Consider the following 13,136-nt stretch of genomic DNA (forward strand, 5'->3'; position numbering starts at 1 on the left):
CACCCCGGACGCCGTCGCGGACCGGCGGCCACCGTGGCGCCCGTATGCTGCCGGGGCAAAGATCGGACGGAACGCGCACCAGGGAGCACTCGTGAAGGTCGGCTGCATCGGGCTCGGAGACATCGCGCAGAAGGCGTATCTGCCGGTACTCACCACCCAGCCGGGGTTGGAACCGCACGTGCAGACCCGCACCCCGGCCACCCTCCACCGCGTCGCCGACACCTACCGCATCCCCGCCGCGCACCGCCACACCGACCTCGACTCGCTGCTCTCCGCGGGCCTGGACGCGGCCTTCGTGCACGCCTCGACCGCCGCCCACCCGGAGATCGTCACCCGCCTCCTGGAAGCCGGGGTGCCGACCTACGTCGACAAGCCCCTCGCGTACGACCTGGCCACCAGCGAGCGGCTCGTCCGCCTCGCCCAGCGCCGCCGCGTCGGCCTCACGGTCGGCTTCAACCGCCGCTACGCGCCCGGCTACGCCCAGTGCGCGGAGCACCCGCGCGAGCTGATCCTGATGCAGAAGAACCGCGTCGGCCTCGCCGAGGCGCCGCGCACCCTCGTCTTCGACGACTTCATCCACGTCGTCGACACCCTGCGCTTCCTCGCCCCCGGAGCCATCGAGCACATCGACGTCCGGGCCCGGATCCGCGACGGCCTCATGCACCACGTCGTGCTCCAGCTCTCCGGCGACGGCTTCACTGCCATCGGCACCATGAACCGGCTCAGCGGCTCCACCGAGGAGATCCTCGACGTCTCAGGGCAGGACGCCAAGCGGCAGGTGCTCAACCTCGCCGACGTCGTCGACCACGAGGGCAGGCTCGGCGTGCGCCGGCGCGGCGACTGGGTGCCGGTGGCCCGCCAGCGCGGCATCGAGCAGATCACACTGGCCTTCCTCGACGCGGTACGGACCGGTGGACCCTGGGGCGCCGAGGACGCCCTGCGCACGCACGAGCTGTGCGAGCGCGTCGTCAACCTCGCGCTCGACCAGGCTTCCTGAAGGCCCGTACGCCCTCGGCCGCGCAGAACACCGCGAGCGCGGCCAGCGCCCCGTACACCGTCCAGTCGCCGACCCGTACGTACACACTGGTGCCGCGCGCCAGCGGCACGTCGTAGACGGCGGACGCGCTGCGGGAGGTCGACAGCGGGTCGCCGACCGTCTCGCCGCGCGGCCCGGCGACCGCGCTCACCCCCGTCAGCGTCGCGTGCACCATCGGCCGCCAGGTCTCGGCGGCCCGCAGCGCGGCCAGCGAAGCGTGCTGCCGCGGGGCCCAACTGTGCTGAAAGGTCGAGGTCGACGACTGCGCGATGAGCAACTGGGCCCCCGTGCGCACCAGATGCCGGCTCATGTCGGGGAAGGCCGACTCGAAGCAGACCAACGGGCCGACGCGCAGGCCGCCCGCGCTCCCGATGCGCATCACCACCGGGCGGTCGCCGCGCCTGCGGTCCTCACCCGCCGCCTTGCCCACGGAGGTGGCCCAGCCCAGTACCGACCGCGCCGGGACGTACTCGCCGAACGGCACCAGCCGCATCTTGTCGTAGCGGTCACCGGTCGATCCGTCCGGCCCGACCAGCACCGAACTCTTGAAGATCCCCGGCTTGTCCGCGCGCCGGGCGTCGACGTTGACGAGCAACTGCGCCCCCACCGTCCGGGACAGCTTGGCGAGGCGGGCCCGCAGGTCCGGCCGGTTCGCCAGGTCCTGGCCCACGCTGCTCTCGCCCCACACCACCAGGCTCACGCCGCGCCCCGCGAGCCGCCGGGTCAGGGCTTCCTCGCGGTCGAAGCGGCGCTGCCCGTCCGCGCCGCCGGCGATCACCCCCGGCTGGACGATCGCGATCCGGACCGTGCCCGCGGCCTCCGGCAGCGGCGCCCACGCCCACACCCCACCGACCACCGCCGCGCACACCAGCAGCCCGGCGACGGCGGCCGTACGGGCCCGGTCCAGCGCGATCAGCGCGGCGAAACCCGTGTTCACCGCCACGAGGAGAAAGCTGACGAGCCACACACCGCCGACGGACGCGAGCCGCAGCGCGGGCGTGACCTGCCACTGACTGGCGCCCAGCAGGCCCCATGGCCCGCCCAGGTACTGCCAGGAGCGGATGAGTTCGACCATCAGCCACCCGGACGGCACGAGGATGAGCGCCGCCGCCATCGTGCCCGTACCGGGCGTGCCGCCCAGCAGCCGGCGCACCAGCCACCCCCACGGCGCCCAGAACAGCCCCAGCAGGGCGGCCAGCACCAGGATGAAGACGTGCAGGCTCGGCAGCAGCCAGTGGTGCACGGCCAGCAGGAACCCGGCGCCGCCGAGCCACCCGTCCAGTGCCGCGCGGCGGCCCGTGGGAGCGGACCGGATCAGCAGCAGCCACGGCACGAGAGCGGCATAGGCGAGCCACCACAGGGCGGGGGCCGGAAACGCCAGTGCGGGCAGCGCGCCCGCGAGGACCGCGGCCGCCCCCCGCCACCACGGTGAGCTGAGGCGCCGCCATCCGCCGATCGACCCCGCCATGCCGTGCCTCCCTCGTGCTGGCCGGTCACCAGTGTGCGGGAGAGAGACGATCAGGCACAGGGTGCCGTGGGCGCGACACGCAGCGCCGATTCGGGGTCGCCCGCGGTGGACGCAGTGATCGGCCGTGCTTCCGCCCGCGAGTCCGCTCCGAGAGCGGCGGGGGTCGAGGCTCCGGCGGCCGCCGCGACTCCGGCGACGACTGAGGCATCGGCGGCGTCCGAGGCCCCGGTGACGGCTGTGACTACGGCGCTGGATGAGGCTCCGGCCGGCAACGGCGCCGGGAGCGAGGAGTACGAGGAGCGCGGAGTACGAGGAGCGAGGAGTGGCGCCGCGCGCCTTCGGCTACGCGATGGCGGGGCATTTCTTCGCCGCGTTCATCCGGCCGTTGTTCCATTTGGGGGCGCGCGCCGAGTCAAAGCGCCGTTCGCCTGGGAGTGCGCGCCGCGAACAACGGCTTCCGGCATATGCATATCCACCCGACTCATGCGTGATTTCCGGCCATTCCCTCTCTGTCCAGATTGAGGCTCGCCGGGCGGAAAAAACCCCGACAACGATGCCCAATATTCAGCGATTCTAGTCTTGAAGAAAACCAAATATGCCGCATCCGGTGTCAAAGCGATCCGAAGTGAGCCCGAGTTGTCGTGCTGGAAAGGTGTGCGCTGGCGCACGATGCGGGTTATCGGCGAGATGGCTTGGGCAGGTACCGCGCAAAAGTGGACAGGAACGTTGGCCAAAGGTCAGCGGAGGGGCGGCGTGACGGACATACGTGACCGGAGCTGAATCCGGCTGTCGGAAGATGTCCCGCTGCGCGTCGAACCACCCGGATCATCTGTCCACCGGGAGCCGACGTCTCGGAGGGGACTCCATGGACAACAGTATTGTGGCCGAGGCTACCGCTGATCGCGGCACGGTGATCGGCGAGGCGAAAGTGCCCTCGTACTATTCGAGGAAGACCACTGACATCCTGCACAAGTACGGCCCGGGTCCACGCGTGCACTTCCACATGGGACTGTTCGACATCGGTGCCGCCCCGAACACCACGGTGGCCCAACGAGTCCTCAAGGACCGTCTCCTCGTCTCCCAGGAAGCCGCGATCGAGCACGCCGCCCGGGCCTGGACCCCGATGGGCGACCGGCCGGCCGCGCTCCTCGACATAGGCTGCGGCCTGGGCGGCGGCTCCCTGTACTGGGCGCAGGAGCACGGCTGCGCCGTCACCGCGATGACCGTGGCCGCGCAACACGTCCCGCTGGTGGCGGAGTTCGCCGAGCAGGCCGGGGTGGGGAAGCTGGTCACCCCGGTCCTCGCGGACGTCCACGACCTGCGGGAGGAACGGGCGTACGGCGCGGCTGTCGCCTTCGAGAGCTCCGGCTACATGGACCGCGAGCGGCTCTTCTCGGTCGTGGCGAGGGCGCTGGAGCCAGGGGGCTGGTTCGGCATCCAGGAGCACTTCCTCTGCCGCCCGGAGTGGACCCGGTTCATCGACGGCTACTACAAGACACGGCTGGGCACCTTGGCCGAGTACATAGCCGCCGCGAACGCCGCGGGTTTCGAACTGGAGCAGGACGAGGACATCACCGACCGGGTGGCGGAGTTCTGGGTGCAGTCCATGGCCTGGACGACGGCGGAACTGGACCTGGCCAAGCGCACGGGCACGCCGTCGCCGATCGCGATCGAGCGGCTGACGGAGTCGGCTCTCACCCACGGAAAGCTCTTCCGCATCTGGCGCGACCACGCGGTCGAGACCCGGCAGCTCCTCTTCCGCCTTCAGGACTGCTGACCTCGGGGCTGCCGGCCTCCGGGACCACTGCCCCAGGGCCGCCGGCCTCCGGGACCGCCGGCCTCCGGGACCGCCGGCCCCAGGATTCACTGCCCCAGGACCATCGCCTCCGGAGCGCCGGCCGCGGCCCTCCGGAGGAGTACTGGCCCCCGAGGTCCGCCGCCCTCCCCGGGCCCCAGACCTCACGACACCCGCCCCAAGGACCGCTGACACCAGGAGCCGAGATGCCCGCCCGCGCGCCTCTCACCGGCCGGCGACTGCCGCCGTTCTACTGCCCCATCGAATCCGCCGTCCATCCGCGGGCCGCCCGGATCGAACGGCGTGCCGTCGCCTGGCTGGACGCCAGCGGCATCTTCGCCAACGACGTCGACCGGGCCTGGAACCTCGCCGCCCACGCCACGGAGTTCAGCTGCCGGGTGGCCCCGCACGGCGAAGAGGAACCGCTGTTCCTCTTCGCCATCTGGAACCACTGGATGTTCGCCCTCGACGACGTGCGGCTCGACACCGGGTCACCGGCCGCCCGCCACCTCGACATCGTCGACCTCGGCTTCCGCTTGACGCGCTGCGTCGAGGCGCCGGGGTCCGGCATGCTCGGCGCGGGCCCGGTGGCCGCCGCCCTCGACGACCTCGTCGCCCGCACCCGGGAGCTGACCACCCCCGTGCAGTTCCAGCGGCTCGCCGAAGGCATCCGGGACTTCCTGCTGGGGGTCGCCTGGCAGAACGGCAACAGCGCCCGCGGCATCATGCCGACCCTGGCGGAGTACCTGCCCGGCCGGATATCGGATGTCGGCGGCCGGTTCGACGCGGCCTTCATCGAGATAGCCAACGCCATCGAAGTGCCGGCCGAGCAGCTGTACTCCGATCCCGTCCGGGCGGTGACCGAGGCCACGGGCCTGATCGTGGCCTGCGACAACGACCTCCTCTCCTACGCCAAGGAGGACAGCCGGCGCGCGACCGGCCAGCAGCCCGGCCAGAACGTCATCAACGTCCTCATGCACCACAACCGCTGCACGTTCGACCGGGCGGTCGCCGACGCACTCGTCGTCCGCGACCGCACCATGGCCCTCTTCCTGACCCTGCGCGACCAGCTCCTGAGCGACGCCGGACCGGCGCTGCGCCGCTACCTCGAAGGGCTGGGCCACTTCATAGCCGGGAACATACGGTGGTCCGACACCGCACCGCGCTACGCCAGTCCGCGCAACCGCCATGAACTCCCCGTCCCCGGCGCCACGTTGAACGTCACCTGGCGGGACGGCCCCACCGACCCGAGCACCGAGCCCTTGCCCATACCGACCGTGGCCTGGTGGTGGGACCAGCTGCGCGTACCGCGTCAGAGCCCGCGCCACCACTGGACCAGCGACCGCCACCAGGACTTGAGCAGCAGCGGCGCACTGGCCGGCGGCTCCGGGGACGCCGCGGGCGGCTGACGGAGCGCCTCGGCCGCGGCGTCCTCCTCCTCGAACGACGCCTCCCACGCGGCGCCCGGTTCGGGCGCGGGAGGCTGCTGGGTCTGGCGGGTGAACTGCACCGGCAGAGCGTCCAGATGACGGACCATCAAGGACGAGCTCCAGGTCAGCTCGGACTCCTCGCAGGAGATGACGAGATCGGGCAGCCGGGTCAGCAGCATCTCGATGCCCGTGTCCGCGATGGCCCGGCCGATGTCCTGGCCGGGGCACTCGTGGGTGCCGCCGCTGAACGCCAGATGGGACCGGTTGCCGTGGACCGGCGCCATCGGGTCGGGGCGGATCACGGAGTCCGTGTTCGCCGCCGCGAGCCCGATCACCAGGGCGTCGCCCGCCTTGATCTGCTGTCCCGCGAGCTCGGTGTCCTGCGCCGCCCAGCGGCCGAGGATCGTCGTGAACGGCGGCTCGTCCCACAGCACTTGCTCCACCGCGTCCGGCCACGTCATATGGCCGCCCGCCAGATGGGCGCGGAAGCGCGGATCGGTGAGCACCATCTTCAGCGTGTTCGCGATCAGGTTCGCGGTGCTCTCGAACGCCGTGATGAGGACGAGCCGCAGATGGTGCTCGACCTCCTCATCGGTGAGCCCCGAGGGGTGTTCGAGCAGCCAGCTGGTGAGGTCGAGACCGGGGCTGCGGTGCTTGCGCGCCACCAGCTTGCTCAGGGTCTCCTGGAGGTAGGCGTTGCTGGCGACCGCCGTCTCCGTGCCCTTGACCATGTCACGAGCGGCCTCGACCAGCCGCGGACCGTAGTCGTCCGGCATGCCGAGCAACTGGGTCATCACCAGCATCGGCAGCGGCTCCGCGAAGTGGTGCACCAGGTCGCCGGTGCCCTCGGTGCAGAAGGCGTCGACCAACTCGTGGGAGAACCGCGTGATATGGCGGCGGATGCCGCGGCGGTCGAAGCGGTCCAGGCTGTCGTTGACCGCCCCGCGCCAGCGCTCGTGCACCTGCCCGTCGGCGAAGACGCAGATGGGCTGCCAGGCGGAGACGGGGGCCAGCGGGTGGTCCGCGGTGAGCCGCCCCTCGCGCAGGGCGCTCCAGTGCCGCGAGTCGCGGGAGAAGCGGGTGGGCGTACGGACCACCTCCAGGTTCTCGCGGTAGCCGAGCACCAGCCAGGCCGGGAGGTCGCCGTCCAGCAGTACGGGCGCGACCGGGCCGTGCCGCTCGCGCAGCCGCTCGTACAGCCCCATGGGATCGGTCTCGGCCTCGGGCCCGTAGAGCCGCGTGATCCCGTCGGCGCCGCCGTGCGCCGGGCACTGCGGCGGTGGCACCAGGGGGGGCTGGACGCGGGTGTGTTCGTCAGGGAAGGTCACTGTCGCTCCGGGGATGCGGTCGTCATGGAGTGGAGGTATCGCATGAGCGCCATCAGGGTGTCGCGGCAGGAGCCGCGGTCACGGGCGTCGCATTCGACCATGGGCACGTCGTCCGGCAGGTCCATGGCGGACCGCAGCTCACGCATCGGATAGGAGGGCGCTCCGGGGAAGGTGTTGACGGCGACCACGAAGGGCACGCCGCGCTCCTCCAGACGGCCGACCACGTCGTAACTGACCTCCAGCCGACGGGTGTCGACCAGTACCACGGCGCCCAGGGCGCCCTCGAACAGCCCGTTCCACAGGAACCAGAAGCGCTGCTGGCCGGGGGTGCCGAACAGGTACAGCACCAGCCGCTCGTTGATGCTGATCCGGCCGAAGTCCATCGCCACGGTGGTCTCGGTCTTCTCCTCCACCCCGGCGATGTCGTCCACCCCCACGCCGGCCTGCGTCATCGTCTCCTCGGTGGTCAGCGGGCGGATCTCGCTCACCGAGCCGACCAGGGTCGTCTTGCCGACACCGAAGCCACCGACGATCACCACCTTCACCGCCGTGGCGACCGAGGCGGGGAGGTAGTCCTCGCTCCTGGGGCCGGTGTACGCGTCAGAGATTCTGTAGTCCATGCATCACCGCCTCCAGAAGCTGGATATCGGGCAGCGCGGCGGCCGGTACCGGAGGCCGCGCCTCTACTTGCTCCCGTGCGACCAACTCGTCCAGGAGCACGAGCAGGGTGCTGACGGGCAGGGTGAGATACGCGGAGATCTCGGCCACCGAGAGGGGGTAGTCGCACATCCGCAGAATCGCGGCCTGCTCGGGCTGTAACCCCGAGTCCGGCACGGAGCGGGTCACGATCAGTGTCACCAGGTCGAGAGGGCCCTTGTGCTGCGCGGAGCCGGCGTCCTCGGAGATGGTGAACAGCCGTTCGGGGTTGCCCGGATCCCAGGCGCGGCGTCCCGCCTGGCTCATGTCACCGGTCCGCTGACCCGCGGCGGGCTGGTGAGGTGTTCACCGATGCGGGCCACCAGATCGCGCATCTGCTGCCCCATCAGGCCCGTATCCACGTCGTCGTCGGCCAGTACCGCGAGATACGCGCCCGGCCCGGCCGCCATCATGTAGAAGAAGCCGCCGCTGACCTCGATCACGACCAGTCTCATCTGCCCGTCGCCGTGCGGGAATTCGGTGGCGACGGCCGTCGACAGGCTCTGCAGGCCGGCGCAGGCGGCGGCGAGCCGGTCGGCGGCGTCGGTGTCCGGGCCGTGCTGGGCCATGCGCAGGCCGTCGGAGGACAGCACGATCACGTGGCGGGTCTGGGGCACACCTGTCGCCAGATCCTTGAGCATCCAGTCCATGTTGAACCGCAGCTGCGTCACTTGGCTACTCTTCCTTGTCTGACATTGCGTCGCTGTTCGACTGGCCCGAATCGGCCGCGGGCGTCAAGCCGTTGAAGCCGCTCATGAAGGAGTCGATCCACAGCCCGGGCTCCCGGGGCGGCTCGCTCTCGGCGGGCTTGTCCGGCGCGTTCACGGGCGTGCGGGACGAGCGGATGCGCGGGGTGTTGGGCATACGGCGCCGTCGCTGCGGGAGTCCGTCCCCGTCGTGCTCGGCGGCCGGTGGGTGTTCCATGGGCGGCGGCACCTGAGGAGGCGGCGAGCCCGGACGCCTCCTGATCTTGGGGGGCGGGAAGGTGGCGGCCCGGGCCACCTCGCCACCGGGCGCGTGGGTCGGCCGGATGATGTCCTGCGGGGCGACCAGGACGGCCCGGACGCCGCCGTAGGCGGAGGGGCGCAGCGAGATCAGGAAGTCGTGCGTTTTGGAGAGCCGGCTGACCACGGCCAGACCGAGCCGCGGCGCCTCGCCGAGGTCGTCCAGGTCCAGCCCGCCGTGCAGGGAGTTGAGCACCGCTTCGGCACGCCGCCGGGTCTCGTCGGTGAGGCCCACGCCGGAGTCCTCGATCTCGATGGCCACGCCCGACTGGACCTGGATCGCGGTGAGGTGTACCCGGGTCTCCGGGGGGGAGTAGCGGGTGGCGTTGTCGAGCAGCTCGGCGACGGCGTGGATGAGCGGCTCCACCAGGGGCCCCTCGATCGCGACATCGGCCACCGAATGCAGGTCGACCCGGCGGTAGTCGAGAATGCGCGACATGGCGCCGCGCAACACGTTGTACAGCGGGATCTGGTATTTCCACTGACGGCCGGGCCGCGAGCCGCCGAGTACGGCGATACTGTCGGCCAACCGCCCGACCAGCGCGTTCCCATGGTCGAGGTGGAGCAGGTCCCGGAAGAACTCCCGCTGGGCGCCGTGCCGGTCCTCCATCTCCCGGATGTCCGTCGCCTGCTGATGGACGATGGCCTGTACGCGCCGGGCGATGTTCACGAAGGCGCGCTGCGCGGAATCGCGCATGCCCTCCTCGGTGTGGACGGCTTCCACCACGGCGCGCAGCAACTGCCGGTGCGCCTTCGCGTACTGCGGTTCCAGCCGGACGACCGGTTGTACGCGGCCGAGCACGTCGTCGAGCGGGGTGCCGCGCCGGAGCAGGGTCACCGCCGCGGGCAGCATCTCCCGCGCCAGTCGGAGGGTCTCGGCCTCCTGCTGGTCGAGCTGGCCCTGAAGGGCGGCCTCCCGCTCGGCGGACCGGGCGCGCAACGCCTCGATGAGCCGCCCGCGCCGGACCGCCTCGGCCGCGGCCAGTGCCACCGCGAGGGTGGCCATCGTGCCGCACCAGATCACCGCCGTCCGTGCCTCGGCCCGGACGGCCGCCACCGCTGCCACCGCGCAGACCGCGACCACGGCGGGAGGGAGCAGCCATATGAAAGCGGTGGTGGGCCGCCTGGCGTGAGATGACGAGCCAATACCAACCATCGAGATCCTTGAGCTCTTGGAAAGGGGGGTGGAAAGGGGGCTGAGCTGCGTGTGCGATTGGGCGCCGACCCGATTTACCTCGAAGAACAGCGGCAGCGCAGCAGTTGGCAGGGGTGTGCTGTAGTCACGGCAACCCACTTCGCGCCATGGAGCGTAGCTTGTCACGCCGGCCCCCGGGACGAAGATGTCATATTCGGAGTGACGCACTGATGAGTGAATTCGAAGGGGTTCATAATGCCCCACGCTTTCGCGTGCGAATTATTATGCGAATTCATAGGACGCGCGTTCGTTCGACCGTGGGTGTCACCCGTGCCGGTGCTCCTGCCCGGAACCCCGCCCGCGAGGCTCCCGACGCGGCTAGGATCGCCGCACCAGGTATACGGACAGACCGTCGGGAGACACCGCCATGACGGGGCACCAGCGCGAACAGCGGTACCCCGCCGCCCTGTTCGAGCGTGAACCGGAGATCGCCGCTGCCGAGCGGGCGGTGGACAGCTTCTGCGCAGACGCCGCCGAAGGGGGCGCACCCCTCGGCGGACTGCTCCTGTACAGCGGGGCGGCCGGCCTGGGCAAGACGGCGCTGCTGGCCGAGGTGCGGCGGATCGCCATGGAGCGCGGCCACTGCACCGTACTCTCCGCGCGCGGCAGTGAATCGGTGCGGTCCGTGCCCTTCCACGTCGTACGGCAACTGCTCCAGCCGGCCATCGCACCGATGTCGGCCGCCGAGCGCAGAGAGCTCTTCGGAGGCTGGTACGACATCGCCGGACCGGCGCTGGGCGTGGCGCCGCCCCGTGAGCAGCGGGCCGACCCGCAGGGCGTGCGCGACGGCATCGACTGGGTCATCACCCGGCTCGCCGCCGGCGGCGACCCGCTGGCGCTGGTCATCGACGACGCGCACTGGGCCGACGCCGAGTCGCTGGCCTGGCTCACCTCCTTCGCCGTCCGGCTGCCCGAACTCCCCCTCCTCGTCGTCCTCTCCTATCGCCCCGACGAACTGCCCGCCCACGCACCGGACTTCGCCGACCTCGTCGGCGGGCGCGACGTCCGCCCCGCCGTGCTGCGCGAACTCACCCCGGCCGCCGTGGCCGAGCTCGTGCGCACGACGCTCGGCGACGGCGCGGACGCCCCCTTCTGCCGCGAGGTCTGGGCCGTCACCGGCGGCAATCCGTACGAGGCCGTGGAGCTGATCGCCAAGGCCCGGGACCGCGCCATCGAACCCGTCGAGGACAGCGCCGCCCTGCTGCGCGGGCTCGGCGCCGAGGCCCGCGGCAACGGCCTCGTCACCCGGCTGGCGGGGCTCGGCGCGGAGACTGTCCGCTTCGCGTGGGCCGCGGCCGTACTCGGCACCGAGATCTCGCCCCGGTTAGCCGCCAACCTGGCCGCGGTGTCCCCGGCGGTGGCCGCCGAGAGCGCGGACCGGCTGCGCGAGGCCCGTATCCTCACCGGCTCCAGTGACCTCGAATTCGTCCATCCGCTCATCGCCACCGCCATCTACCAGGCCATCCCGGCCGCCACCCGCACCGCCATGCACGGTCAGGCCGCCTGGGCGGTCACGCAGGCGGGCCACGGCCCGGCCGCCGCCTCCCGGCATCTGCTGGAGGTCCACCCCGAGGACGATCCGCAACTGGTGCGGCAGCTGCGCGCCGCCGCCCGCGAACACCTCGCCGTCGGCGCCCCGCTCGCGGCCCGCCGCTGTCTGGAGCGGGCCCTGGCGGAGCCCCCGCCCGACGAGGAGCGCGCGGCCCTCCTGTACGAACTCGGCTGCTCCACCCTGCTCACCTCGCCGCACACCACCATCGACCACCTGCGCGAAGCGCTCGCCCTGCCCGATCTCCCCGAGGAACTGCGCGTCGACGCCACCTACCGGCTCTCCCAGGCGTACGGGCACAACAGCCAACTCCCCGAAGCAGCCGAGGTGGTGGCCGTCGAGGCCGCCCGTACGCCCGACGGCCCCGGCCTGATGCGGCTCCAAGTCGCGCACTACCTCTGGAAGAGCATGCAGGTCGACGAGGTGGACAGCGCCGGCCGGGCGCGGCGGGTCGCCGGTATAGCCGACCGTCTCGGCGGCAGCGACGACGCCGAGCGGGCGCTGCTCGCACTGTGCGCGTTCGACGGCATGATCCGCGGCGAGAACGCGCTGCGCGTCACCGAGATCAACGACCGCGCGCTCATCGACGGCCGCCTCGCCCCGGGTATGGGCTGGACCAACACCGAGTGGGGCTTCGAGATCCCCAGCATCATCTGCCTGACCTTCGCCTACACCGACCGGCTCGACCATGCCGCGGACCTGTCGGACGAGGCCGTACGCGCCTTCGAGATCTCCGGCTGGAGCGGGGCCCACCTCGCCTTCGCCCACGACCTCGTGGGTCTCGTCCACCGCCGACGCGGTCGGCTCGCAGTTGCTGAGACGTTTCTCCGCGAGGGGCTCCGGCTGGCCGGCCGCCTCGGCCCCGGCCTGCCCGTCCAGTGGGACGGCACCTGCCTGCTCATCGACACCCTGCTCGCCCGCGGCCATGTGGCCGAGGCCCAGGCCGTCGCGGAGGTCAACTCCTTCCGCGCGCCCTACTCGCCGGCGATCGTCATGCCCGACGCCGCCTGCCTCGCGGGACGGCTGCTGCTGGCCCGCGGCCACCGCGCGGAGGCCGTCGCCGAACTGGAAGCCGCGGGGCGCCAGTTGGCGGAGCGCGGCCGTCACAACACCCTGTGGGCGCCCTGGGCGCTCGACCTCGCGGAGGCGCTGGCCGCCGAAGAGCCGGAGCGTGCCCGTGCGTTGTCGGCAGAGGCCGTCCAGCACGCCGCCCGGTTCGGCACCGACACCGCCATGGGCGAGGCGCTGCGCCGGGCCTCGGCGCTCGCCGAGGAAGGCAAGGCCCTGTCCATGCTGGAGAGCGCCGTCGGCCATCTGCGCCGGTCCCCGAGCAGATACGAGTACGCCGCCGCTCTGGTGGACCACGGCGCGGCGCTGCGGCTGCGCGGCCACTGCGCCAGGGCCGCCGAACAGCTCCGGCAGGGGCTGAGCCTCGCCGAGGACTGCGGGGCGGACGGGGTCGCCAAGAAGGCGCGGGAAGAGTTGGCGGCTGTGGGGTTGTGAGGGGGCGGCCTGAGGCCGCCCATGAAGGCACCCGCGCCACCCGCCCGTACGCCGATCGTCGTACGAGGCTGTCGGCCGGGCGGTACGGGCGGTGCACGCCCGCCCCGCGCGGACGGCAAGCCGCGCGGAGCG

At 71.8% G+C, this 13,136-nt stretch carries 11 protein-coding genes; 5 read left to right on the forward strand and 6 right to left on the reverse strand.

Translation table 11 applies throughout. The features are described from left to right. Window positions 1-91: 91 nt before the first annotated feature. Entirely contained in the window at window positions 92-997 is a 906-nt protein-coding gene (locus AC07AB_RS11545) for a Gfo/Idh/MocA family protein (RefSeq protein ID WP_478563817.1), read from the forward strand. Here the strand turns inward: AC07AB_RS11545 and lnt are convergent. After that, window positions 969-2,504, reverse strand: coding sequence for an apolipoprotein N-acyltransferase (gene lnt / locus AC07AB_RS11550; RefSeq protein ID WP_478563820.1), 1,536 nt, complete (start codon window positions 2,502-2,504; stop codon window positions 969-971). The two genes, AC07AB_RS11545 and lnt, sit on opposite strands and share 29 nt — an antisense overlap. A gap of 253 nt (window positions 2,505-2,757) precedes the next feature. Between lnt and AC07AB_RS11555 the strand changes: the two genes are divergently transcribed. The 3 genes from AC07AB_RS11555 (at window position 2,758) to AC07AB_RS11565 (ending at window position 5,708) form a co-directional block, all read left to right on the forward strand. Further along, complete coding sequence (locus AC07AB_RS11555; protein ID WP_478563823.1) at window positions 2,758-3,081, forward strand: DUF6126 family protein; 324 nt, start codon at window positions 2,758-2,760, stop codon at window positions 3,079-3,081. A gap of 288 nt (window positions 3,082-3,369) precedes the next feature. Then, on the forward strand, window positions 3,370-4,281 hold the full coding sequence (locus AC07AB_RS11560) for an SAM-dependent methyltransferase (protein WP_478563826.1): 912 nt from the start codon (window positions 3,370-3,372) through the stop codon (window positions 4,279-4,281). 224 nt (window positions 4,282-4,505) lie between these two features. After that, window positions 4,506-5,708: a terpene synthase family protein gene (locus AC07AB_RS11565; RefSeq protein WP_478563829.1), complete on the forward strand. Its 1,203-nt coding sequence runs from the start codon at window positions 4,506-4,508 to the stop codon at window positions 5,706-5,708. Here AC07AB_RS11565 and AC07AB_RS11570 read toward each other — a convergent pair. The 5 genes from AC07AB_RS11570 to AC07AB_RS11590 are packed head-to-tail and all read right to left on the reverse strand — an operon-like array spanning window position 5,612 to window position 9,913. Continuing rightward, window positions 5,612-7,057 (reverse strand): cytochrome P450, encoded by a 1,446-nt coding sequence (locus AC07AB_RS11570; protein ID WP_478563832.1) that lies wholly within the window; start codon window positions 7,055-7,057, stop codon window positions 5,612-5,614. The genes AC07AB_RS11565 and AC07AB_RS11570 overlap by 97 nt on opposite strands. Beyond that, window positions 7,054-7,677, reverse strand: a complete 624-nt coding sequence (locus tag AC07AB_RS11575; protein WP_478563835.1) for a GTP-binding protein — start codon at window positions 7,675-7,677, stop codon at window positions 7,054-7,056. Before AC07AB_RS11575 ends, AC07AB_RS11570 begins: the two co-directional genes overlap by 4 nt. Then, window positions 7,658-8,020 carry a DUF742 domain-containing protein gene (locus AC07AB_RS11580; RefSeq protein ID WP_478563838.1) on the reverse strand — a complete coding sequence of 121 codons (363 nt, stop codon included), beginning with the start codon at window positions 8,018-8,020 and terminating at the stop codon, window positions 7,658-7,660. The genes AC07AB_RS11575 and AC07AB_RS11580 overlap by 20 nt, the downstream gene beginning before the upstream one ends. After that, window positions 8,017-8,403 (reverse strand): roadblock/LC7 domain-containing protein, encoded by a 387-nt coding sequence (locus AC07AB_RS11585; protein WP_478564691.1) that lies wholly within the window; start codon window positions 8,401-8,403, stop codon window positions 8,017-8,019. Before AC07AB_RS11585 ends, AC07AB_RS11580 begins: the two co-directional genes overlap by 4 nt. Window positions 8,404-8,428: 25 nt before the next feature. Continuing rightward, window positions 8,429-9,913, reverse strand: a complete 1,485-nt coding sequence (locus AC07AB_RS11590; protein ID WP_478563841.1) for a sensor histidine kinase — start codon at window positions 9,911-9,913, stop codon at window positions 8,429-8,431. A 406-nt stretch (window positions 9,914-10,319) separates the two neighbouring features. On the opposite strand from AC07AB_RS11590, the gene AC07AB_RS11595 reads away from it, so the two are divergent. Further along, on the forward strand, window positions 10,320-13,004 hold the full coding sequence (locus tag AC07AB_RS11595; protein ID WP_478563844.1) for an ATP-binding protein: 2,685 nt from the start codon (window positions 10,320-10,322) through the stop codon (window positions 13,002-13,004). Window positions 13,005-13,136: the final 132 nt, after the last annotated feature.

It is taken from the genome of Streptomyces sp. NPDC044033, from assembly GCF_056434425.1.

Excerpts from the sequence above, each read along its gene's own strand:
- lnt (WP_478563820.1), bottom strand. The coding sequence starts at position 2,504 with ATGGCGGGGTCGATCGGCGGATGGCGGCGCCTCAGCTCACCGTGGTGG.
- AC07AB_RS11555 (WP_478563823.1), top strand. The coding sequence starts at position 2,758 with ATGAGGCTCCGGCCGGCAACGGCGCCGGGAGCGAGGAGTACGAGGAGC.
- AC07AB_RS11560 (WP_478563826.1), top strand. The coding sequence starts at position 3,370 with ATGGACAACAGTATTGTGGCCGAGGCTACCGCTGATCGCGGCACGGTG.
- AC07AB_RS11565 (WP_478563829.1), top strand. The coding sequence starts at position 4,506 with ATGCCCGCCCGCGCGCCTCTCACCGGCCGGCGACTGCCGCCGTTCTAC.
- AC07AB_RS11575 (WP_478563835.1), bottom strand. The coding sequence starts at position 7,677 with ATGGACTACAGAATCTCTGACGCGTACACCGGCCCCAGGAGCGAGGAC.
- AC07AB_RS11580 (WP_478563838.1), bottom strand. The coding sequence starts at position 8,020 with ATGAGCCAGGCGGGACGCCGCGCCTGGGATCCGGGCAACCCCGAACGG.
- AC07AB_RS11585 (WP_478564691.1), bottom strand. The coding sequence starts at position 8,403 with ATGGACTGGATGCTCAAGGATCTGGCGACAGGTGTGCCCCAGACCCGC.
- AC07AB_RS11590 (WP_478563841.1), bottom strand. The coding sequence starts at position 9,913 with ATGGTTGGTATTGGCTCGTCATCTCACGCCAGGCGGCCCACCACCGCT.
- AC07AB_RS11595 (WP_478563844.1), top strand. The coding sequence starts at position 10,320 with ATGACGGGGCACCAGCGCGAACAGCGGTACCCCGCCGCCCTGTTCGAG.